Here is a 22539-nt window from a genome sequence, read left to right as displayed (position 1 = left end):
GTTCCGCGATCGTGCGCCGCGCGGCGGGGCGAGGTGCGCCGCGCGGCGCCCCCCGCCGCGAGGAGGTGACGCCCGCTACCAGGATGGAAAGATCCAGCCGCGCTCCCCGGGCCGGCGCCGTTCCGGCGACGCCGGCGCGCATCGGGGTCTGCGCGCGGCCCTGTTTCGGGTTATGGACCGAGCGTGCTTTCCGGCCGTGCTCTAGCCCTTGCGGTCCTCGCGTGGTCGCTCCTCAAGGTCGTGGTGCGCCGTCTCTTCGACGGGCCGAGCGGCCTCGCGCTCTTCCGCGAGAACTACGACGCCGATGGCCTGCCGCCGCTCTCGCCCGCCGAGCGCGCGGCGCTGCCCGGCTTCTCCCGCTGCATCGCGTGCGGGCGCTGCGATCTCGGCGAGGCCGAGCGCATCGCCGCCTCCAGGGGGGCCTACCCCGGGCTCATGACCGTGGTGCTCGCGTCCTCGCGGAGCATGCCGGACTTCGACGCCGCGGCGCTCGCGCTGGCGCACGTGCCGGAGGAGGTGCTCGCCGAGAAGGAGCAGATCTGCCCGACCGGCGTGCCGTTCCGCGAGCTGGCCAGGTTCGTGCGGTCCAACGCCAGGGCCCAGGCGGGGCTGTTCGTGGACGGGGAGGGGAACGCGCCCGCCGAGCTGGCCCTCGTCGCTGCGGTGACCCCGCCCGCGGCCGCCCTCGACCCCTCGTCGGCCGACCGCGCCGCGCCCGAGGCGACGTGATGACGCTGGCGGGACGTCGCGCCGCGGCGAGAGCGCTCGGCCTCCTCTTCCTCCTCTGCACCCCGGCCTGCTCCGCGCACCAGCCGATCCCGGCCCGGACGAGCGGCGACGCGCCGCCCCTGTCCACCGAGGTCTCCCGCCCGCCTGGCCCCCTGGCGGGGCCCGGGCCGGGTCGGGCCGGAGACGACGACCTGGACGAGGCGGGCGGCCGCGTCTCCACGCCGATCGCGCCCGCGAGCGCCCGGGCCGCGACGAAGGGGGTCCCGATCCAGCGCGGACGCGCCACCTATTACGCCGACAAGTTCAAGGGCCGCGCCACCGCGTGCGGCGAGCCCTACAACCCCCGCGCGCTCACCGCCGCCCACCGCACGCTCCCCTTCGGCACGCTCGTCGATGTGATCCGCCGGGACGGCCGCCGCGTGCGCGTGCGGATCAACGACCGCGGCCCGTTCAAGCGCGGCAGGATCATCGACCTGTCGCGCAGGGCCGCCGAGCGGATCGGGCTCATCAAGGACGGGGTCACCGACGTGTCGCTCGAGCTCATCTGGAAGCCGGCGCGGCGGTCGCGCTGATCGCGCCGCGGCGCCGGGCGGCCAGGGGGCTTCGACCTGCGGGCTGCTACTGGACGAGGCTGAGCCGCGGGGCCGCGGCGAAGGCGGCGAGGTGGCCGCTCTCCTCGGCGACGTAGACGTCGCACCGCTCGTCGACCCGCAGGAGATCCGGGATGAGGTCGGTCGGCACCTTGCCGAGCAGCGCGCCGTCGCGTGGCCGCACGACGTGCACCTCGCTCTGCGGCACGAACAGCGCCCCCGAGCGGAGCACCGGCTCGAGGCGCCGCGGCCGGTCCCCCTCGACGCCGCCCGCGAGGACGTGCCGGTACCGGACCGCGCCGTCGTGCGCGCCGACCCCGACGAGCTCGCCCGTCTCGCTGTTCACCACGACCACGTCGTCGACCATGAGGCACGAGGCCGTCGCCGCGCACGCGGTGAGATCGAAGCGCGTCGCCCCGGTGCGGCGATCGATCCCCACGAGCCCGGTGCCGCGCCGCCCGTGGGTCACCACGCACACCGTCTCGGGCCCGAGCAGCGGCGCGCCGACCGGCGCCACGTGCTTCGGCAGGTCGACCGTCCACCGCGCCTCGCCCGACCACGGGTCGAGGTGGTGCAGTCGCGCCCCGCCGCGGCCGACGAACGCCCCGTCGCCGGCCAGCGCGAAGAGCGCGTCCTGATCGACCGCCACCGGCGACGCGAACGGCAGCCGGTCGCAGAAGCGCCAGACGACCTCGCCGCTCAGCACGTCGAGCGCCGCGAGCGCAGGCTCGCCGCTGCCGACCACGACGAGCTTGCCCGCGCGGCGCAGCCGGAAGTTCTCGCCGCGCCGCGCGGCGTAGCGCCAGCGCACCTCGCCGGAGTAGAGGTCCACCGCCGCGAGGTGGCGCGTCCCCTCGCTCACGATGAGCATCCGGGGCAGCCCCGGGGCGCTCACCACCGCGCCCGAGGCGTTCGCGCCGACGCGCGGCGAGAGCCGCGCCGACCAGGCCACCTCGCCGGTCGACAGCTCGTGCAGCTGCAGCGTGCCGTCGGGCAGGAGCCGCCCGAGGCCGACCGGCGTCATCACCGAGACCGCGCGCGGCGCCTGCTTGCGCCACAGGCACTCGCCGGTGCGCCGATCGATGCAGGTGAGCTCGCGCGTCGAGCCCACGACGAGCACGTCGCCGCAGAGGAAGGTGGCGCGGAGATCCAGCGAGGGGATCGCCGCGACCCACCGGGCCGTGAAGCGCAGCCGCGTCCGCCCGAACGTGTCCTCGGCCGCGGCCTGCGGGCGCGCCGCCGCCGCGAAGGCGCGGTACGTCTCCGGGGCCACGTTGATCTTCGCGTCGTTGCGCGTCAGCTCGCGGAGCCGCTCGGCCAGCTCGCGCACGCGCGCCCGGAACTCGAACAGGCGCAGGTTCGACGTCTGCCCGCGATCTCGGCGCACGAGGCTGCGCGCGAGCGCCCTCCCGAACGCGACGACGCCCTGGGCGAGCGCGGCCACGTCGACGGCGGGGAACGTCCAGGTCTTCGCCCGCTCCTCGGCGCCCGCGAACGGCGAGCCGCGGCCGAGCGCGCGCGGATCGGCGGGCGGGACGCGGCCCACGCGGGGCACGCCGAGCGTGAGCGAGAGCGCCCCCTCGCTGTGCAGCCGCACGCCGAGGATCGCGCCGCCGACGGTCAGCCGCCGGTGGTAGGGCTGCCGCCGCGCCCACGCGTCGAGCGACTCGAGCGACAGCGACGCGAGCTGCTCGGCGAACGGGAAGATGAAGACGTCGGGCAGCTCGCGCGCCTCCTCGCCCACGAGCACGCGGATCTTGCCCCGGAAGAGGAGCGAGAAGAGGTCGGCCCGGAGCACGGCCGGCTGCGCGAGCGCCGCGCCCGGGGACGTGCGCAGGAGCGCCTCGGCCGCGATGGCGATCGGGATCTCGCCGGTCGGCTCGACGCCCACGATGGCGGGCTCGCCGCCCGCCTCGTCGGGCGAGAACGGCAGGGCGGCGGCGAGGCACCTCCGCGCGGCCTGGAGCCGGTGCTCGCCGAGCCCGCCGTGGCCCGCGTCGTCGCGGGGGAAGGTGGCGTCGCGGCGCGCGCCCGAGCCCCTCCGCGAGGCGAACCGATCGACGGCCGCGAGGACGCGCGCGCAGAGCGCTTCGCCCTCGAAGCGCCGCTCGTGCAGGGCGACCTCGGGCACGTCGCCGCCGTGGAAGACGGTGACGAGGAGATCGCGGCCCACGCGCTCCAGCCCGAGCTCCCAGGGGTCGGGCTCGAGGCACAGCCGCACGACGGCGCGCGCGCGGCGTCCGGAGGCGAGCTCCGCCGCGGCCTCGGCGAGATCGCAGAGCAGCGGCAGCGCCTCGGCCTCGGCGCGTAGCGGCAGCGCCGCTTCATCGAGTGGAGGAGGCGCGTTGCGCGCCCCCTCCAAGACGAAGTCGAGCACATCGTGCAGCGACGTGCGCTCGAGCTCCGGTGAGCATCGGGTGGTGTCGGCGACAAGTGACAGTCCGGGCATCCGTCGAGGGATGCTAGGCATCGTGGGGCCGGGTCCTAAGTTTTGTGCGCGGATAGCCGCGGAGTGGACAAGCACGTGCCACCTGACTAGACAGCGCCGGCGCCTGGCGCCCCCGCCGCTGCTGCCGCTCGACGAGCCCCGCGGCGCGAGGACGGCCCGAGGTCGCCAACGGGCTGCGCGCAGATCGGTTGGCATTCCAACCGGACGTGCAACAATCCGGCCCCCGAGCGCCATGTCTCCCGAAAGACCGCCCCATTTCTCGATGCTCCGGTCGTTCGCGCTGGCCGATTTCTTCACGCTGGCGAACGCGGCGAGCGGCACCCTGAGCATCCTGCTCTGCCTGAACTACGTGGCCGAGCGCGAGCGCATCTATATCTGGGTGGTCTTCGGGCTCCTGCCGCTCGCGCTCGCGTGCGACGTCCTCGACGGCACGATCGCGCGGTGGCGTCGCCGGCACTCGCCGCTCGGGGCCGATCTCGATTCGCTGGCCGACGTTGTCTCGTTCGGCGTCGCGCCCGCGGTGCTCGGTTACGCGCTCGGCCTGCGCGGTCCGTGGGACGCCGCCGCGCTCGTCTACTTCGTCGCCTGCGGGATCAGCCGCCTCGCGCGGTACAACGTGACCGCGGCCGAGCTGTCGGACGATTGCGGGAAGGTGCGTTACTACGAGGGCACGCCCATTCCCACGAGCCTGCTCATCGTGCTGCTCTTCGGGGTGCTCTTCGCGCTGGGGCGCGTGCACGAGCAGCTCTGGCTCGGGTCCATCGCGCTCGGTCCCTGGGCGTTCCACCCGCTCAGCCTGGTCTACGTCGTGAGCGGCAGCGCGATGGTCAGCGGCACGCTGCGCATCCCGAAGCCGTAGCGGCGAGGCTCACCACGATGCTGGCGAGCCCACCGCCGGCCCCGCACGCCCTCGGGCTGGCCTTGGCGCTCATCGTCGTAGCCCTGCGCCGGTGAGCGCACCGCCCCGGCCTGCTCCTCCCCGCCTTGCCTCGCCGCGCGCCCCCCCGGGCAGGCTCGGGTCACGGGCCAGCCCGCCGAGGAGCCGCGCCGCGCCACGTACGCCGATCTCGAGGCCGTCCCGCCGAAGCTGGGGACCCGCGGTGGTCCACCGCGACGCCGCGCGCGTTCGCGTCGAGCCCTTCGACGCCATCGAGCTCGCTCTCTCCCTGCTGTGGGCAAAGTAGCCGCAGCGGGTCACGGCTCGGGCTGAACGCAGCCTGGCCGCGCGCTCAGCGGCGCATCGAGCGCCGTCGCTCTCGATCGCGGGCCCCCCGCGGCGATAGACTGGCGCGATGCGGCCCTGCAGGAGCTGTGGTGCCTCGCTGGAGGCAAGCGGTCGTGGGATCACGTGTCCGCGCTGCGGCGCCGAGAACCCCGGCGTGGCAGGCGCGGCGGCCGCTCAGCCGGGCGCCCCCGCTGCCGCGCCGGCGCCGGGGCCGCCCCGGGCGGTGAAGGTGCTCCTCGCCGTGGCGATGGTCGCGGTGGGGGTCGGCTTCGCGGTGATGTTCTTCGCGCGCGTCGAGCCGCCGCGGGATCCCGCGCCGCAAGCGCGCCACCTCTCGACACAGCTCGACGCGCTCTGCTTCGTCGACGCGAACGGCGACGACGCGCCCGACCCGGTCCTGTGGCAGGACGGCAAGACGCGCGGGCGGGTGGTCGCCGTCGATGGACGCAGCGGGCAGTGGCTCTGGGCCTCGGAGGAGCTCGAGAAGCCGGACGCGCTCGCCTGTCCGGACCTGAGCACGGTGCTCGCGGGCGGCACGGTGCTCGCGGGCGGGGAGAGCGCCACGCTGCACGCGCTCGACGCCCGCACGGGCAAGGCGCGCTGGGCGGCGAGCCTGCCCGGGGTCCCCGACGAGGTCGCCGGAGGCGAGGGCTGCGCGACCGTCGTGATGAAGGACGGCTCGGCGACCGGCGTCCAGCTCGACGGGGGCGCGGTGGCCGATTGCCCGACGGCGCCGCAGCCGTCGGCGATCACGGGGCAATTCTGGGAGCGCAAGAAGAACCCCCAGGTGGTCCACGTCGGCGACGTGGAGGTCGTGCTCACGACGCCGGCCGAGGGGCCGCCGCGCCTCACCGCCGAGGGGCGGCGCGGCGGCGCGTCGCTCTGGAAGAGAGAGCTCCCGGCGCGCGCGCCGCGCTCCGGCGGGCGCCCGGATCTCTTCCTCGTCGCGAGCGGCGGCGCCGCCATCGTCCTCGGCGTCGACGTCGTGGAGGGCACCGATCTGCGGATCCTCGCCCTCGATCCCGCGTCCGGGGCCAGCCGGTACGAGCGCGCGGCGGGCTACCTCGGCGACCGGCTCGTGGCGGCGAAGGCCGCGGGCCCCTACGTGTACGTCGTGAGCGGCGCCGCGGTGAGCGGCGCCGCGCTGCGCGCGATCGACCCGGCGACCGGAGGCACCGTGTGGCGCGCGACGGCGCCGCAGCCCCCGTGATCCGGCCCGGCGTCCGCGCGCTCAGCAGAGACAGCCGACGAAGGTGCCAGAGAACAGCGGCCGCTCCATGACGGCGGCGCCGCACGTCGGGCACGTGTCGCCGAGCTTGATCTCGCGGGGCGGAGGCGCCGACTTCGCCGGCTGCGCGCCCGCGGAGACGCCGGCGACGGCGAGCGGCTGGAACTCCAGGATCGACACGCGCGAGAACCCCTGCCTCGGCGTGGCGCTGCGCTGCGGCGACGCCAGGAGATCCTGCTTGCTGCAGACCGGCAGGATGGGTCGCGACATGTTGATGTAGGCGAGCTCGGCCGTGTAGAGCGCCGGATCGAGCATGCGCGGGTCCTCGGGCTGGACGATGCCGTGCTGGAAGGCCTCGATCAACATGTCGACGTCGGTGCGCGCGTTGCGGTTGCGCGCGGCGTCGACGAGGAAGAGGCCGTTGCCGTAGTAGGCGGCGTTGAGCCAGAAGCCGGTGCCCGCGGTGTGGTAGCCGCCGGTCGCCCATCTGTACCCGCGCAGCGATCGGACGTGGGCGGTCAGCGCGTTCGCCAGCGCGTACGACGTCATGCCGAGCGGCAGGAGGCTCACGAGCGCCGCCGGGTGGAAGTTCAGGCAATCGCTGCAACAGACAGGCACCGTCGGCACGAGCGCCTGCGTGGGATCGATGCAGACCTGGACCTCCGATTCGCTGCGATAGCAGCCGGTGAAACAGGAATGCCGCTCGACGGCGGCCAGGAGCGCGGCGGGAAGTGCCATGCGCGCAACTATACCGGCCACGAGGGCGTATGGCTGCCACGAGGCGCCGTGTCGTCGTCGCCGTCCACGGCGCGAGCGACATGGCGCGAGCGACACGGCGCGAGCGACACGGCGGACCCGGGCGTTCGCGACGTCCGCGCGCCCGGGTCCGTACGTCCGCGGCTCCTCGTGACGCGTGCCCGCGGTGACGCGTGCCTGCGGTGACGCGTGCCCGCGGTGACGCGTGCCCGCGGTGACGCGTGCCCGCGGTGACGCGTGCCCGCGGTGACGCGTGCCCCGCTTCCGCGCGTCCACGCGGTCGCGGATGGACGAGCGCAATTGCGTCCCTCGTGCGCCTGCCACACGATCGCCGGCCGTGGTGACGGCCGTGCAACCCGAGCGCCTGCTCCTCCGCCGATGCGTCCTCGATGGAGCGCGCGCGGCGGAGCGTGGGAGCCGGTCCGGGTCGCGCGTCCGGTCCTCCTGCACGTTCCAGTGTCGCGCGGACGCACGGGTCGCGTGACGGGGCGGAGGCGCTCGCTGCTCGTCGCGCTCGCCGGCGCCCTCGCGGCGCTGCTCCCGGCGCTCGCCCTCTCGGGGTTCACGGTCGACGACGCGCTGATCACGGCGCGCTACGCGCACCACCTCGCGCGGGGGCTGGGCTACCGCTTCAACGCGGCCGGGCCGGTGACCGACGGCGTGACGCCGCTCGGGTGGGCGTTCGTGCTGGCGCCGTTCGCGGCCGGAGGCCCGCTCGCCGCGCTCGCGGCCGCGAAGGCGCTCGGCGTCGTCGCGTGGACGCTCGCCGCCGGAGCGCTGGCGCTCGCGATCGATCGGGCGTCCGACCGACCCGTGCGGTTCGCGGCGCTCGCGCTCGTGCCCGCGTCGGCGCCGCTCGCGGCGTGGTCCGCGGCGGGCATGGAGACGGGCGTCGTCGCGGCGCTCGGGGCCCTCTCGGTCGCGCTGCCCGCGCTCGGCGGCGCGCTCGCCGGCGCGGCCTGCGCCGGGGCGGCGGCGGCGCTCCGGCCGGAGCTCCTGCCGTTCGCGCTCGTCGTGGCGCTCGCGGCCCAGGCGGCCCCGCGCGCCGAAGGCGCAGGCGGCGCGCCGCCGCGACCGGAGCGCCCCGCGTGGGCCCGCGCGCTCGCCGCGCTCGCGCTCGCGGGCGGGCCCTTCGCCGCGGTGGCCGTCACGCGGCTCGCGATCTTCGGGCGGGCGGCGCCGCTCGCCGCCCTCGCGAAGGCGCCGGACGCCTCGCTCGGGGCCCGGTACGCGCTCGCGTGCTTCCTCCTGACCGGCCCGGTGGCGCTGATCGCGCCGGTCGCGTGGCGGGCGCTGCCGGCGTGGCCGCGCGGGCTGCTCGCGGCGATCGCCGTGCACTTCCTCGCGGTCGCGGCGGCCGGCGGCGACTGGATGCCGCTGTCGCGCCTCGTCGTGCCGGCGCTCCCCGCGGTGGCCCTCGCGGCGGCCCACGTCGCCTCGGTGGCCGACGCGCGCGCCACCGCGCTCCGGATCGCGCTCGCGCTCGCGGGGCAGCTCTTCGTGATGATCCGGGTCGGGCCCACCGCCGCGCGCGTCGGCGTCGACCGCCTGCGCGTCGTCGAGGAGCTCCGCGGCGCGCTCGCCGGGGCCGAGGTCGTCGCGGCGCTCGACATCGGCTGGCTCGGAGCCGCGACCGGCGCGACGCTCGTGGATCTCGCGGGGGTCACGGATCCGGCCATCGCGGCGCTGCCCGGCGGGCACACGACGAAGCGGATCCCCGGCGCGCTGCTGGACGCGCGCGGGGTGGACGCGCTCGTGCTGCTGCTCGCCGAGGGGCAGGCGCTCGCGTCGCCCTGGACCGCGACGCGGTTCGCGCGCGGGGTGGAGCTGCACCTCGCGCGCCTGCCCGGCGCCGGCGAGGCGTTCGCGCCGGCGGCGGTGAGCGGCGTGCCGCACCTCCGCTACGTGGTGCTGCGGCGGCGCACCGCGGAGGAGGTCGCAGGCGCCGCGCCGCGCTGACGCGGTCGCCGCGGCGGTGCGCCAGCGTCCATGCGGCGCTGACGTGGGCGCGGCCGAGGTGCGCCGGCGTGCTCGCGACACCGACGCGGGCGCCAGGGAGCCGCGACGGCGAGCCGGATGCGCGCCGCGTCACGTCGCGCGGCGTCGCCGCAGGCGACAGTGGACGGCGGACGCGCGCAGCTGGCAGGCTGTGTAGAAGCGCCAGAGCGCCCGGAAGGAGCGCGTCAGGTCGATGCAATCAGGAGAGGTCGTCGACGACCGGTTCGAGATCGAGGAGCACGCTGCCTCCGGCGCGACGGCGCGGGTGTACCGCGCGCGCGACCGGAGGTCCGGCGCGCCGGTGGCGCTCAAGCTCCTCCAGACGGCGGCGACCCCGTCGCTGAGCGCCCTCGCGCGCGAGGCGCTCGCCCTCGCGACGCTCGCGATCCCCGGCGTCGTCCGCTACGTCGCGCATGGCGTGACCGCGGGAGGCCGGCTCTATCTCGCGGCGGAGTGGCTCGAGGGCGAGACCCTCTCGGAGCGGCTCGATCGCGCGCCGCTCACGATCGCCGAGAGCCTGATGCTCGCCGCGCGCGTGGCCGAGACGCTCGCCGCCGTCCACCGGCTCGGGTTCGTGCACTGCGACGTGAAGCCGGGCAACCTCCTCCTCGAGGGCGGCGACCTCCAGCGCGCCAGGCTGATCGACTTCGGCGCCGCGCGCTTCTCCGGGGACGACGACGAGTTCCCGACGCTCGGCGAGATCCGCGGCACGCCGCAGTACATGGCCCCGGAGCAGGCCCGCGGCGAGCCTCGGATCGACGTCCGCGCCGACGTCTTCGCGCTCGGCAGCGTGCTCTTCGAGTGCCTGACCGGGCGCGCCGCGTTCGCCGGCGGCGACCCGCTCTCGGTGCTCATGAAGGTCCTCCTCGAGGAGCCGCCGCGGCTCAGGGAGCTCCGCGGCGACTGCCCGGCCGGGCTCGAGCGGCTCGTCGCGCGGATGCTGTCGAAGGCCCGCGAGGCCCGGCCGCGCGACGGCGGCGCGGTCGCGGAGGCGCTCGCCTCGGAGGCGCTCGATCCGCGCCTCGACGGGGGTCCGACGCCCCCGCTGCAGCCCTCGTCGTCGCACCCTCCGCCGCACCGCGCGCGCGAGATCACGACCAGCGAGCGGAGGGTCATGTGCCTCATCCTCGCCCGCGAGGACGAGGCCGACGCCGAGGCGACCCTCTCCGATACCGCGGACGAGGGCCGGTCGCGGGCGATCCGCGGGATCGTCGAGCGCCACCGCGGCCGGGTCGAGCTCCTGGAGGCGCGGTGGCAGCTCGTCACGCTCTCGGGGTCGGCCGCGCCCACCGATCTCGCGGCGCAGGCGGCCCGCTGCGCGCTCGCGCTCCGCGAGCTGCTCGGCGGCGCGCGGCTCTCCCTGGTCACCGGCCGGGCCGAGGTCGCCGCCCGGCTGCCGGTCGGCGCGGTGATCGATCGCCTTGTGCAGCTCGTCCAGGGCGGTCGCGAGCCGCTCCGCCCGGCGGCCATCCGGATCGACGACATGACCGCGGGCCTGCTCGGCGCGCGGTTCGATGCGACCCGGGACGCGTCGGGGTGCTGGCTGCACGGCCCCCGCGAGGAGCCCGAGGCGCCGCCCGCGCTCCTCGGCCGGCCGACGCCGTACGTCGGGCGCGAGCGCGAGCTCGGGCTGATCGTGGCCGAGCTCGACGCCTGCATCCGCGGGAGGTCCCCGGGGGCGGTGCTCGTGACCGGCGCGGTCGGGGCGGGCAAGTCGCGGCTCGGCTACGAGCTCGTCCGCGCGCTCAGGGCGCGCTGCGAGCCCCTGGAGGTGTGGATCGGCCAGGCCGACCCGATGAGCGCGGGCTCCGCCTTCGGCCTGCTCCAGCGCGCGCTCCGCCGCGGGCTCGGCCTGCTCGACGTCGAGCCGATCGCGTCGAGGCGCCGCGAGATCCGCGCGCGCGTCGAGCGCCGCTGCGGCGCCGCCGCCGGCGCGCGCATCTCGCCCTTGCTCGCCGAGCTCGCGGGCGCGCCGTCCCCGGACGACGGCGACGCGCAGCTCGGGGCATCGCGGCGGCGTCCGCCCCTCGTGAGCGAGGCGCTCCGCCTCGCCTGGGAGGGCTTCCTCGATGCCGAGTGCGCCGCGCAGCCGGTGCTCCTCGTGCTCGACGACCTGCACTGGGGCGATCTGCCGACCGTGGCGCTTGTCGAGGCGGCGCTGCGCGGCCTGAGGGGCAGGCCGTTCGCGGTGCTCGCGCTGGCCCGGCCCGGCGTGCGCGAGCGCTTTCCGGGCCTCTGGGAGCCGCATCTGCTGCGGGAGATCTGCCTCCCGCCGCTGCCGCCGGCGGGCGGCGAGCAGCTCGTGCGGGAGGCGCTCGGCGCCGGGGCGAGCGCGGACCTCGTGAGGACGCTCGTGGAGCGCGCCGACGGCAATGCGTTCTATCTGGAGGAGCAGATCCACGCCGCTGCCCGCGGCAGGATCTCGTCGCCGCCGGAGACGGTGCTCGCGATGGTGCAGGCCGGGCTCGACGCGATCGCGCCGGAGGCGCGGCGGGTGCTCCGCGCCGCGAGCGTCTTCGGCGAGGCGTTCTCCGAGGCGGGGGTCGCCGCGCTCGTGGGCCGCGCGGAGCTCGCGCGCGAGCTCGACGAGCTCGTGGGGCGCGAGGCGATCGTGCGGCTCGGCGTGCGGGGCGCGGACGGCGACGCCGCGTACCGCTTCCGCCACGCGCTCCTCCGGGAGGCCGCCTACGGCATGCTGACCGAGGGCGACCGGCGCCTCGGCCACGCGCTCGCGGGCGGCTACCTCGCGGAGCGCGGCGAGGCCGATCCCAGGGCGCTGGCCGAGCACTTCGAGCGCGGCGGCGAGCCTGCGCGCGCGGCCACGGCGCACCTCGCGGCGGCGCGGCAGGCGCTGCGGGGCAACGACCCCGGCGCGGCGCTCGCGCGGGCGGCGCGCGGCATCGCCTGCGATCCGGCGCCCGCCGTCGTGGACGAGCTCCGTCGCGTCGAGAGCGAGGCGCGCTTGCTCGAGCGTGTGGCGGACGACGGCCGCATCGAGCGTGTGGCGGACGACGCCCGCACGACCGAGCTCGTGCGGGCGTGGCTGAGCGAGGCGGCCGAGTAGGAGAGGTCGCGCGCATTTCCTGTCGGTTGGCCAATCGACTCCTGTGACATGGCCGGCGGCTGGTCGGCGAGGCAGGCGGGTATGTCGCCACATGGCCGGCGGCTGGTCGGCGAGGCAGGCGGGTATGTCGCCACATGGCCGGCGGCTGGTCGGCGAGGCAGGCGGGTATGTCGCCACATGGCCGGCGGCTGGTCGGCGAGGCAGGCGGGTATGTCGCCACATGGCCGGCGGCTGGTCGGCGAGGCAGGCGGGTATGTCGCCACATGGCCGGCGGCTGGTCGGCGAGGCAGGCGGGTATGTCGCCACATGGCCGGCGGCTGGTCGGCGAGGCAGGCGGGTATGTCGCGACATGGCCCGGGGTGTGCGTGCGCCCGCGGAAGGGTCTGGGGAGCTAGTCGGCGCGCCCTCGGAGCACCTCGACCGCGCGCCGGATACTCAGCACGACGTCAGTCCAGGCTTCTCTCGCCACGGCGCCAGCCCAACAGACGACCTCTCCGGCCTCTGCTTGGGCGGTGGAGCTGCCGCCCTACCGTCCGATGCGCGCGCGGATGGCGGCGCGCGTCTCCTCCGAGAGCGTATCGAGGTAGGAATCGGACAGGGCCTGGAGCACTTCATCCGGCAACGCAAGCAACACCTGCTCGGGGGGCAGGCCCGCCATGCGCTGCTCGGGCGGCAGGCCCGCCATGCGCTGCTCGGGCGGCAGGCCCGCCATGCGCTGCTCGGGCGGCAGGCCCGCCATGCGCTGCTCGGGCGGCAAGCCCGCCATGCGCTGCTCGGGCGGCAGGCCCGCCATGCGCTGCTCGGGGGGCAGGCCCGCCATGCGCTGCTCGGGCGGCAGGCCCGCCATGCGCTGCTCGGGAGCATACGCCGACAGCACCCGCTCGGGCGGGAGGGCGGCCACGAGCTTCCGGACCACCTCGTCGAAGCCTTCCAAGTCGTGCATTTCCATGGCGATCTCCTCGGCTCCAAGCTGCTGCGAAAGCCACCGGCGGGCCTCGACGGTCCGGGCCTCGCCGTGCCCGAACAAGCGTAGCAGATCGTCGTCCTCCGCCTCGGCCGCCGCGTCGATGTCGACGACGAACAACGCGAAGGCTCCGCCCCTGAGCTGCCAGTAGCCGCCGCCGAGGTCGCTCCATCCGAGGCCGAGGTCCGCGACATCCGCATCGAGCGACCGGGTGCGCGACGGGACGAGCAACACACCGCACAGATCGCTCCGCTGCTCCATCCGTTCCGTCTCGTCGGCGAAGTACAGATGCAGGTAGCTGTACAGCCGGTCGAAGTTGCGCCGGCGGTAGGGCCGGCCGCTGCTCTTGAACTCCACGATCGTGTCCCTGGGGAGCAGGTCCCAGAGTCTCTTGAGCGTGCCGGCCGACCCGCTCGACCCCGCGCCCCTGCGCAGCAGCAGGTAGTCTGCGCGGAGCGGCTCCGTCGAGAGCGGCACCTCGCTGCGCACCTCGAACCGACGCGAGCCGCGCTCGCTGAGCAGCGCGACGAGCAGCACGTGCCAGGCCGTCCGGGTCGAGCCCATCGGGCGCCGTCTACACGCCTGTCCAGGTCGGGGTCAACAATCGGCACCCTCCGGCGGGTCGGACCGGGCATCCAGCCCGCGTCGAGATCGTCGACGCACGGCGCTCGTCGGCCGGCGATCCCCGCGCAACCACGGCGCGCTGGACAGGGCGCGCGACGAGGCGGTGCGTGACCTGCCCGACGTCGCGCGCGACGAGCTCGAGATCGAGGACGAGCCGGCGGCGTGACCGGCGTGCTGCCGCCGCCCGCCGCTGCCCGTGGAGATCGCGCTCGGCGAGCTGGGCTCCGGGGACGCTGCCGCGTCGGAGGGAGCTCTGGAGCGGCGGTGGTCGCCCGGGAAGGGAGAGGCGCTCTCGCGCGCGCGGCGCCTCGTCGCGGGAGGCGCGCGGGTCCGGGGAGGCGAGGATCGAGGCGCGGCGCGCGATGAAGCGGCTCGCGCCGGCGCTGTTCGCGACGTACATGGCGCGGGGCGGAGGGGCGTTGCTGGGTGGGTAGGGCAGGGGCGTTGTCGTCCACCGAGCGGCTGAGCGGCAGGGCTCCTCCGCGGGATGGCGATCGGTTACGCTCGGAGGTTGGTCATGAGGAGCCGCCCTCTCATCCGGCTGCAGGTGCCCAGGGTCGTGTTCCCGGGCGAGACGATCGATGTCGGGCTCTCGCTCGACAGCGCAACGGAGACGCCGATCGACTTCGTGCGCGTGACCCTGGAGCACACGCAGAAGGTAGGGAGCCAGGGGAGCCAGACGCTCCCCGTCTCCCGCGACCTGCTGTTTCTCAGCGAGGACGTTGCCGGGAAGGGGCGGCTCGGCGAGGGGGTTCACCGCTACCGGGTCTCGTTCGCGCTGCCGGTGGATCTCCCGCCGTCGCACGCCGGTTCTCTCGCGAGCTGCCGGTGCCGGGTCAGCGTGCTTGTCTCCATTCCGTGGTGGCTCAATGCCGAGGAGAGCGAGGTGATCCTCGTCGGGCGTCCGACCGTTCCGGCGCCGAAAGACGAGCCGTTCACCAGCGCAAGCTCCCGGGAGCACGGCGCCTTCGTCGAGGTGTCGCTGCCGCGCCGGACCTTCGCCCCGGGCGAGCCCCTGGCCGGCGCCATCGCCTTCGGCGATCTCGGCGGGCGCCGCCCTTTCACGCTCGATGTCTCCCTGATCGCCGTCGAGCGGGCCCAGCTGAGCCAGCACACCCTCTCCAGCGAGGGCCGTCAGCTCTCATTTTTCAAAGATCTCGCGGGGGTAGCCGAGGGGGCCGAGGTGCCATTCCGCATCGCTCTGCCGCGTGAGCTCGCGTTTTCTTACAGCGCCGCGGAAGTTTCCCTGGAGTACCGGCTGGAGGTGACGCTCGAGCACGTAGGGGGCCGGGTGCTGCACTCCGTGCCGGTGGTGATCGACCGGCTCGAGCCGCGGACCGGGCGCGAGGGCAAGCGGCCCCCGGTCGGCGCGGATCGTTGGCGCGCGGTCTGGGCGAGCGTGGGGCAGCGGGTCGGGCTCTCCCTGGGGGGACGGGGGCTGCGACTCCGCGGTGTGCGTGCGGGGTGCGCCGTGGAGGTGGCGCCCGCCGAGAAGGAGTCGAGCGCCGGCCTGAGCGCGACGGTGCGGTTCGCGGAGCCCTGGGGGCTGCATCTTGGCGTGCGGCCACGAGGCGTGCTGGATCTCGGCGGGATGGCGACCGGGGAGGGTGGCTTCGAGGAGGGTGGATTCGACCGGCGCTTCCGGGTGCGGGGGCGGGAAGAGGCACAGGTACTGGCGGCGCTCACGCCCGCGCTGCGGGGAGCGCTGAGCGCGTTCCACCTGGCCGACGTGGACGACGCGGAGGCGCGGGTGTGGAGCGCCGCGGGGGCGTCGGACGGGCCGGGGCTGGAGGCCTTCCTGGCGCAGGTCGACGCGCTTGCACGGGCGATCGCGAAGGCCGGCGCGGCGCTGCCGCCGCCGGCGGCGATGGCGGCGTGGTTGCCCGCGTGGCGCCGCTTCGCGGAGGAGAATGCCGGGGCGCTCGGGGTCGGGTCGATGCGGCTGGCGTGGACCTTCGAGGGGGGGCGGTTCGAGCTGGAGACGCTGTTCAAGGGGGCTGCGCCGACGGGCACGCGGCTCGTGTTGCGGCTGGATCCGCCGATCGCGGGCGCGGGCGGGACCATGAAGGCGGCCGAGCAGCGGATCGCGGCGACGATCCTGGAGCAGGCGGCGCGCCTCGGGCGCGTCGCGGACGCGGGCGCGGAGGCGGGGGTCGCGGTGGCGCCGGGGGAGATCTCCGTGGTGATGGCGGCGCCGCTCGCGGATCCGGCGGCGGCGCAGGAGGTGCAGCGGCCCATGCTGGCGCTCGCGCGCGAGATGCGGGGGGAGCGGCGGGGCGGGCCGTACCGGTGAGGGGCGGCGAGGGCGGGGCGGGCGGGCGAGACGATCCATGGCCGGGGGCTGGTCGACGCGGCAGGCGGGCGTGTCGCGAGTTGGCCGGCGGTGTGCAGCCAGGGACGTGGCCGGGGAAGCTACCCGGAGTGCCCTCGAAGCGCCGGTGAAGACGCAATCTGGTTTACAAACACGTCTCCGAGGCGACAGGCAACCGGTGGCCGGGCCTGGGGGGCCGCGTCCGAGCCGGCGGGTAGGCCGTTCCCGGGCACCGGCTCCGATTCCTACCTCGAGCCGCTACCGTCCGATGCGCGCGCGGATGGCGGCGCGCGTCTCCTCCGAGAGCGTATCGAGGTAGGAATCGGACAGGGCCTGCAGCACTTCATCCGGCAACGCAAGCAACACCTGCTCGGGCGGCAGGCCCGCCATGCGCTGCTCGGGCGGCAAGCCCGCCATGCGCTGCTCGGGCGGCAAGCCCGCCATGCGCTGCTCGGGCGGCAAGCCCGCCATGCGCTGCTCGGGCGGCAGGCCCGCCATGCGCTGCTCGGGCGGCAGGCCCGCCATGCGCTGCTCGGGAGCGTACGCCGACAGCACCCGCTCGGGCGGGAGGGCGGCCACGAGCTTCCGGACCACCTCGTCGAAGCCTTCCAAATCGTGCATTTCCATGGCGATCTCCTCGGCTCCAAGCTGCTGCGAAAGCCACCGGCGGGCCTCGACGGTCCGGGCCTCGCCGTGCCCGAACAAGCGTAGCAGATCGTCGTCCTCCGCCTCGGCCGCCGCGTCGATGTCGACGACGAACAACGCGAAGGCTCCGCCCCTGAGCTGCCAGTAGCCGCCGCCGAGGTCGCTCCATCCGAGGCCGAGGTCCGCGACATCCGCATCGAGCGACCGGGTGCGCGACGGGACGAGCAACACACCGCACAGATCGCTCCGCTGCTCCATCCGTTCCGTCTCGTCGGCGAAGTACAGATGCAGGTAGCTGTACAGCCGGTCGAAGTTGCGCCGGCGGTAGGGCCGGCCGCTGCTCTTGAACTCCACGATCGTGTCCCTGGGGAGCAGGTCCCAGAGTCTCTTGAGCGTGCCGGCCGACCCGCTCGACCCCGCGCCCCTGCGCAGCAGCAGGTAGTCTGCGCGGAGCGGCTCCGTCGAGAGCGGCACCTCGCTGCGCACCTCGAACCGACGCGAGCCGCGCTCGCTGAGCAGCGCGACGAGCAGCACGTGCCAGGCCGTCCGGGTCGAGCCCATCGGGCGCCGTCTACACGCCTGTCCAGGTCGGGGTCAACAATCGGCACCCTCCGGCGAGGAAGCTGGCGTCCGGCGAATGCGACGGCGGAGCTCGCGGTCCAGCCGGTCGATCGATGCCCCTGGGAATTGCGGTTCCGGAAGACGTACGCGCCTCGATCGGCATCGGCGCCATCGCGCCGAGCTCGCGACAACTCCGCGCTCAGCTCCGGTCGAGCGCCGGCCGCACCGGGAGCAGCGGCTCGTCGTCCGGGATGCGCAGGCCGGGAAACAGCGCATCGACCTCACCCGGGTCGAAACGGCAGAGGCTGGCTGCGTGCCAGAAGGCACCGACGACGTTGCCGCCGAGCTTGTAGCGACCGTCGGGGCGGCAGGCAACCCAGCCCTCGGGGAGCTTGAGGAGCACGGCGAGGCACGCGCCGGTGCGCACGTCCCAGAAGCGGACGGTGCTGTCGATGGAGCTGGAGAGGAGCGTGCCGCCGTCAGGGGTGAAGGCCACGCTCAAGACCGAATCGGAGTGCCCTTGCAGCACGTGCGCGAGGTTGCCTGTCGCCACCTCCCACAGGTGGACGCGCCGGTCATCGGACGCCGAGGCGAGCACGGCCCCATCAGGGCTGAAGGCGACACCGTTCACCCGGCCGGTATGGCCGCTCGTCGAGCGCGGAACACCGCGCTCGACGAGCGGACAGAGCCGCACGGTCGAGTCGTCGGAGCCCGAGGCGAGCGTCGCGCCATCCGGGCTGAAGGCCACGCACCTGACAACATCGTCGTGACCCGCCAGCACGCGCGCGGCTCCCTCGCCGTCCACCTTCCAGAGTCGAACGGTTCGATCGACCGATCCCGAGGCGAGCGTCGCGCCATCCGGGCTGAAGGCCACGCACCTGACAACATCGTCGTGACCCGCCAGCACGCGAAGCGGCTCCGCCGTCTCGGCGCGCCAGATCCGCACCGTCCTGTCGAACGCCCCTGAAGCGATCATTCGCCCGTCACGACTGAACGCGATATCGGTGATGCCGTTGGAGTGCCCCTTCAGCACGCGCTTCGTGCGACTTGCGTCGAGCTCCGCGAGCTGGACCGTATGGTCGTACGCGGCGAAAGCCAGCGTTGCGCCGTCAGGGCTGAAGGCGGGCCTCGCCGAGGGGCAGCTTCTCTCCATCAACGGCGGCAGCGCGCTCCATGGCGACATTCGCCAGAGATGAATGCCGAGATCGTCGGAGCTGAGCGCGAGCGTCGCGCCATCGCGGCTCAAGGCCATCGCCATGGTTGCCCTCGACTGTCCCTCGAGCACGCGCAGCGCGCCGCCGGTCGACACCTGCCACAGCCGCACCGTCCTGTCTTTCGATCCCGAGGCGAGCGTCGCGCCATCCGGGCTGAACGCGACGCTCCTCACGCCGGCGGAATGGCCCTCGAGCACGTGCGACGCGACGCGGAGCTGGCGCCACAGCCGCACCGATCCGTCGCCCGAACCGGAAGCGAGCGTCGTGCCATCCGGGCTGAAGGCGACGCTCCTCACGTGCCGCGTATGGCCCTTCAGCATGTGCAGCGCCTCGCCCGTCGACACCTGCCAGAGGCCAATGTCGTAGTCCAGGGAACCGGAGGCCAGCATCTCGCCATCCGGGCTGAAGGCGACGCTGAGCACGCCACCCCGGTGACCGCTCAACAGGCGAAGCATATCGCCTGTCGAGAGCGTCCAGAGCCGGACGGTGGCATCGTGAGCGCCGGAGGCCAGCACCTCGCCGTCGGGGCTGAACGTCACCGACGTCACCCCGTCCAGATGACCCTGGAGCACGCTGAGCTGCCTGAAGGTGGCCACCTGCCAGAGCCGGACCGTGGCGTCGTGAGCGCCGGAGGCCAATAGCTCACCGCCAGGGCTGAACGCGACGGTGGTCACGTGACGCGAGTGCCCCTTGAGCACGCCGAGCACGTTGCCGGTCGATACGTCCCAGAGCCGGATGGTGCAATCGTCCGAGCCCGAGGCGAGGGTGTCGCCGTCAGGGCTGAAAGCGATGCTCGTAATCCAATCGGAATGGCCTGTCAGGACGCGCAGCGCGGTGCCGGTCGCCAGCTCCCGCAGCACGATCCAGCCAGCATGACCGGATGCGAGCAGGGTTCCATCGCGGCTGATCGCCACGGTGTTGCATCGACTGCCTTGCACCCAGGTCGGCTCGAACCGCGCCGTCGCCGGCATCGCCGCGCCGAACGTGTCGCACCCGTCGAAATGCGCGCCCCGCGCGCCCACGAGCTTCGCCCCGCGCAGCCTCACCGAGGCGAGCTTCGCCCCCGTCAGGTCCGCGCCCAGGAAACGCCCCCGTACCGCCGTCGCCCCGGTCAGCTCTGCCCCGCAGAGCGCCGCCCCCGAGAGGTCCGCCCCGTCGAGCTGCGCCCCCGCCATCCGCGCCCCGCTCAGGTTGGCCCCCACGAGCTTCGCCTCCCTCAGGTCAGCCCCCCGCAAGTCCCACCCGCTGAGGTCTTTCCCCGAGAGGTCCTGCCCCCGCAGATCCGCCCCCGCGAGGTTCATCCGCTCGCTCACCCCGAGCCCCATCCGCCCGTCGATCCGCAGCGCGTTGCCCGCCGCCACCGCCCCGAACGCCCCGCCGAGCGCCCTCCGCGCCCACGCCGCCGCCGCCTCGCGCCCCGCGAGCGCCCCGAAGAAGTCGGCCATCAGGTCGCTCACCTCCCGCTGCGCGAGCGCCGCCGCCTCGCCGGCGCGCTGCACCTCCTCGGCCGCCTCCCGCGCCACGAGCCACTCGAGCACCGACTGGTGGATGAACCGGAAGTTCTCCTGGTCGTCCCACACGAGCAGCGTCCCCGAGCCGATCTGGTGCCTCGTCACGTCCAGATCGAGCTCGTGCCGCCCGAGCGCCTGCAGCGCCGCGATGAGCTCCGCCGGCAGCTCGCGGATGCTCACGCTCTGCTCCGTCCGCTGCCACAGCCGCGTCGCGAGCTCCGTCACCGCCCGCCACCGCTGCGCCACCGACAGCCCCGGCTGCGCGCCCTTCGGGTGCGCGCGCTCGTACTCCCAGACGATCCACCGATCCAGGAGCAGCCGGTACAGCCCCGCCGACGTGATCTCCCCGTCGCCCGCCCGCGCCTGCCGGAGCTGCGCCTCCTCGATCTCGGCGATGAACCCGAGCATCCGCGGGTTCGCCGACAGGCCGAGCAGGTCCCTCACGTCCGCGAGCTGCCGCATGCGCTCGTCGGCAACCTCCTCGGTGCCGAGCCGGTTCACGAGGAACCTGCGGATCTGCGCCCCGGTGAACGGCAAGAGCCGCGCGAGCCGGTAGCCGGGCAGCAAGGCGGCCCGCTCCGCGAGCGCCGAGCGCACCTGCTGCTCCGAGATGAAGTGCTGGCTCCGGCTCGTGACCACCACCTTCGCCGCCTTGCCCTGCGCCGCCTGGATCAGCGTGTCGAAGTGCTCGACCGCGCGATCGTACGTCACGCGGAAGGCGAGCTCGTCGAAGCCGTCGAACAGGAGCGCGATCCGCCCCTCGGCGAGCATGTGCCGGAACGCGGGGAGATCGATCTTGCCGAGCCCCGCGAGCGCGAGGTGCTGCGCGATGAGCGCGTTCAGATCGCGCGCCTTCTCCAGCGCGCGCATCTCGATGAGCACCGGCGTCAGCGGGCCGCCCGACTTGCCCATCCGCCGCGCGAGCTCGTGCAAGAGGAACGTCTTGCCCGTGCCGAAGTCGCCGAGCACCAGCACGAACCGGCTGTGCTCCGCGTCGAGCAGCTCGGCGAACGCGTCGAGCGCGCGCTCGCGCAGCGCCTCCTCCTGGCCCATCGTGAGCGCGATGCGCTGATCGACGTAGAGCGCCGGCGGATAGGTGGGGTCCCGCTCGAGCCGCGCGCTCTGCCACGCCAGGTAGCCGCGGAAGTCGATGAGCCCCTGGTACTCCAGGAACCGCACGAGGCGCACGCGCCGCGCGCTCGCGTAACGGACGAGCTCCTCCGGCGCGGGCTCACCGCCGTAGACAAGCGTGGACACGAGGCCGGGATCCTCGCGCCGGTACGAGGCGTCGATGCTCTCCAGGAACGCGGAGACCGCCTCGGTCGAGATGCCGCTCTCGAGCGCCGCGAGCGGCGCGATCCGGACGATGCCGCCCTCGTTGACCGAGACGCGCAGGTAGCAGCCGAAGGGGAGGGGCGCGTCGAACCACTCGATGTCCACGCCCTCGGGCTCGCGCAGCCTGCACACGCGCTCGACGCGCGAGAGGAAGTCGTCGCTGCGCCCCTCGCCCGGCAAGAGGATGTCGTCGCCGTGCGGATTCGCCTGGCCGCCCGCCGCGCGCGCCGGGAAGCGGCGCAGCCTCCGGCCTCGCCCGGCGTGCTCGCCGCGCGCCGGCTCCTGGTAGCGCCGCAGGAAGGCGAAGAGGAACTCCGCCGACGCGCGGCACGCGAACGCGCGGAAGCTGTCGTCCTTGTCGCGATCGCCGTGATCCGAGACCGCCTTCGCGATGATCGACCGCCGCCCGAGGCGCTCCGCGACGTAGCCGATCGCGGCGGCCTCCATCTCGACGCCGAGCACCTTCCGCCCGATCGGCCTCAGCCGCTCGAACAGCCCGGCGTCCTCCTGCACCGCCTTGCCGGTGGCGATCGGGCCGATGTGCACGCGGAACGGCCGGGCCTCTGGCGGGCCGTCCGGGTAGATCAGGCGATCCCGGCGGACCTGCGCCATGCCCGCCTCCGTGAGCTCGAGGCCGCCGTCGCCGATGCGGAGCACGCCCTCCGCCTCCAGCTCGCCGATGCGCTCGGCCCAGCCCGGGCATCGCTGCGCGCGTTCCGGCCGCGCGACAGGCGGCGGCCCCCCCTCGACCTGGCTCGCGTAGAGCGCGTGCCGGAGCCACCACGCCTGCGACGCCTTCGACGGCGGGCGCTCTGCCGCGAGCGGCGCCTGCCGCTCGAACTCGCGCGCGAAGAGCGCGGCGTCCATGTTCCACGTCCGCTCGAGGTTGTACGTCTCGATGTCGTGGAAGAACGCGCCGTCGCCGCCCCCGGCGGACGCGGCGACGCGCTTGCCCTCGTCGTAGCTGTAGACCCGATCCGCGACGATGACGTCGCCGAGCGACACCTCGCCGCGCTTGCCGGCGCAGATGCCGCACATCGCGAGGCACCCCGGATCGAGCTCCTCGATGAGCCCCTGCGCCCTCGCCGCCGCCGCGCTCTCGCCCATCCGCCCCGACCACGCCGCGGCGACGCGGAGCGGCTGGCCGCGGTCGTTCGGGAGCTCGCGGACGTAGTACGGAAAGCCGGCCGCATCCCGCGCCTCGCGCCAGCCGTCCCGGCCGCCCTCGCCGAGCGCGAGCACCGCCTCGAGCTCGTCCTGCAGCGCGGTCACGACAAGCGCTTCGACGCGCCCTGTGGGGAGGCCCTGCGGCACCGGGCCACTCTAACAAACAAG

13 protein-coding genes are annotated in these 22539 nt (G+C 74.7%); 7 read left to right on the top strand and 6 right to left on the bottom strand.

The genetic code is table 11. The features are described from left to right. Positions 1–183: 183 nt before the first annotated feature. Both WMF28_RS17900 and WMF28_RS17895 read left to right on the top strand, forming a co-directional pair. The gene (locus tag WMF28_RS17900) at positions 184–729 is read left to right on the top strand and encodes a hypothetical protein (protein WP_437603452.1); all 546 of its coding nucleotides are present in this window, start codon (positions 184–186) and stop codon (positions 727–729) included. After that, complete coding sequence (locus tag WMF28_RS17895; RefSeq protein WP_437603451.1) at positions 729–1301, top strand: septal ring lytic transglycosylase RlpA family protein; 573 nt, start codon at positions 729–731, stop codon at positions 1299–1301. The genes WMF28_RS17900 and WMF28_RS17895 overlap by 1 nt, the downstream gene beginning before the upstream one ends. Before the next feature lie 46 nt (positions 1302–1347). On the opposite strand, the gene WMF28_RS17890 is transcribed toward WMF28_RS17895, so the two are convergent. Next, on the bottom strand, positions 1348–3768 hold the full coding sequence (locus tag WMF28_RS17890; RefSeq protein ID WP_437603450.1) for a PQQ-binding-like beta-propeller repeat protein: 2421 nt from the start codon (positions 3766–3768) through the stop codon (positions 1348–1350). Positions 3769–4000: 232 nt separating this feature from the next. Between WMF28_RS17890 and WMF28_RS17885 the strand changes: the two genes are divergently transcribed. Continuing rightward, positions 4001–4627, top strand: coding sequence for a CDP-alcohol phosphatidyltransferase family protein (locus WMF28_RS17885; RefSeq protein WP_437603449.1), 627 nt, complete (start codon positions 4001–4003; stop codon positions 4625–4627). 520 nt (positions 4628–5147) lie between these two features. Beyond that, positions 5148–6203 carry an outer membrane protein assembly factor BamB family protein gene (locus WMF28_RS17880; protein WP_437603448.1) on the top strand — a complete coding sequence of 352 codons (1056 nt, stop codon included), beginning with the start codon at positions 5148–5150 and terminating at the stop codon, positions 6201–6203. Positions 6204–6224: 21 nt separating this feature from the next. On the opposite strand, the gene WMF28_RS17875 is transcribed toward WMF28_RS17880, so the two are convergent. Next, the gene (locus WMF28_RS17875) at positions 6225–6959 is read right to left on the bottom strand and encodes a hypothetical protein (RefSeq protein ID WP_437603447.1); all 735 of its coding nucleotides are present in this window, start codon (positions 6957–6959) and stop codon (positions 6225–6227) included. Positions 6960–7457: 498 nt separating this feature from the next. On the opposite strand from WMF28_RS17875, the gene WMF28_RS17870 reads away from it, so the two are divergent. Both WMF28_RS17870 and WMF28_RS17865 read left to right on the top strand, forming a co-directional pair. Continuing rightward, positions 7458–8936: a hypothetical protein gene (locus tag WMF28_RS17870; RefSeq protein WP_437603446.1), complete on the top strand. Its 1479-nt coding sequence runs from the start codon at positions 7458–7460 to the stop codon at positions 8934–8936. Positions 8937–9168: 232 nt separating this feature from the next. Beyond that, entirely contained in the window at positions 9169–12039 is a 2871-nt protein-coding gene (locus WMF28_RS17865) for a serine/threonine-protein kinase (RefSeq protein ID WP_437603445.1), read from the top strand. Positions 12040–12565: 526 nt separating this feature from the next. On the opposite strand, the gene WMF28_RS17860 is transcribed toward WMF28_RS17865, so the two are convergent. Then, a complete protein-coding gene (locus WMF28_RS17860; RefSeq protein WP_437603444.1) occupies positions 12566–13567 on the bottom strand; it encodes a hypothetical protein in 1002 nt (333 codons plus the stop codon). A gap of 10 nt (positions 13568–13577) precedes the next feature. Continuing rightward, the gene (locus WMF28_RS17855) at positions 13578–14027 is read right to left on the bottom strand and encodes a hypothetical protein (RefSeq protein ID WP_437603443.1); all 450 of its coding nucleotides are present in this window, start codon (positions 14025–14027) and stop codon (positions 13578–13580) included. 117 nt (positions 14028–14144) lie between these two features. Between WMF28_RS17855 and WMF28_RS17850 the strand changes: the two genes are divergently transcribed. Further along, a complete protein-coding gene (locus WMF28_RS17850; RefSeq protein ID WP_437603442.1) occupies positions 14145–15920 on the top strand; it encodes a hypothetical protein in 1776 nt (591 codons plus the stop codon). Positions 15921–16196: 276 nt separating this feature from the next. On the opposite strand, the gene WMF28_RS17845 is transcribed toward WMF28_RS17850, so the two are convergent. Beyond that, the gene (locus tag WMF28_RS17845; RefSeq protein WP_437603441.1) at positions 16197–16937 is read right to left on the bottom strand and encodes a hypothetical protein; all 741 of its coding nucleotides are present in this window, start codon (positions 16935–16937) and stop codon (positions 16197–16199) included. 406 nt (positions 16938–17343) lie between these two features. Beyond that, positions 17344–22518, bottom strand: a complete 5175-nt coding sequence (locus WMF28_RS17840; protein ID WP_437603440.1) for a pentapeptide repeat-containing protein — start codon at positions 22516–22518, stop codon at positions 17344–17346. Positions 22519–22539 lie beyond the last annotated feature (21 nt).

This window comes from Sorangium sp. So ce590, from assembly GCF_051521365.1.
Taxonomy (GTDB): domain Bacteria; phylum Myxococcota_A; class Polyangia; order Polyangiales; family Polyangiaceae; genus Sorangium.
Note: the sequence above shows the minus strand (reverse complement) of the source record. Positions and strands in the feature narration are given on the sequence as shown.

Bases quoted from the DNA above. Each gene is read 5' to 3' on its own strand.
- WMF28_RS17895 (WP_437603451.1), top strand. From the start codon at position 729: ATGACGCTGGCGGGACGTCGCGCCGCGGCGAGAGCGCTCGGCCTCCTC.
- WMF28_RS17890 (WP_437603450.1), bottom strand. From the start codon at position 3,768: ATGCCCGGACTGTCACTTGTCGCCGACACCACCCGATGCTCACCGGAG.
- WMF28_RS17885 (WP_437603449.1), top strand. From the start codon at position 4,001: ATGTCTCCCGAAAGACCGCCCCATTTCTCGATGCTCCGGTCGTTCGCG.
- WMF28_RS17875 (WP_437603447.1), bottom strand. From the start codon at position 6,959: ATGGCACTTCCCGCCGCGCTCCTGGCCGCCGTCGAGCGGCATTCCTGT.
- WMF28_RS17865 (WP_437603445.1), top strand. From the start codon at position 9,169: ATGCAATCAGGAGAGGTCGTCGACGACCGGTTCGAGATCGAGGAGCAC.
- WMF28_RS17860 (WP_437603444.1), bottom strand. From the start codon at position 13,567: ATGGGCTCGACCCGGACGGCCTGGCACGTGCTGCTCGTCGCGCTGCTC.
- WMF28_RS17855 (WP_437603443.1), bottom strand. From the start codon at position 14,027: ATGTACGTCGCGAACAGCGCCGGCGCGAGCCGCTTCATCGCGCGCCGC.
- WMF28_RS17850 (WP_437603442.1), top strand. From the start codon at position 14,145: ATGAGGAGCCGCCCTCTCATCCGGCTGCAGGTGCCCAGGGTCGTGTTC.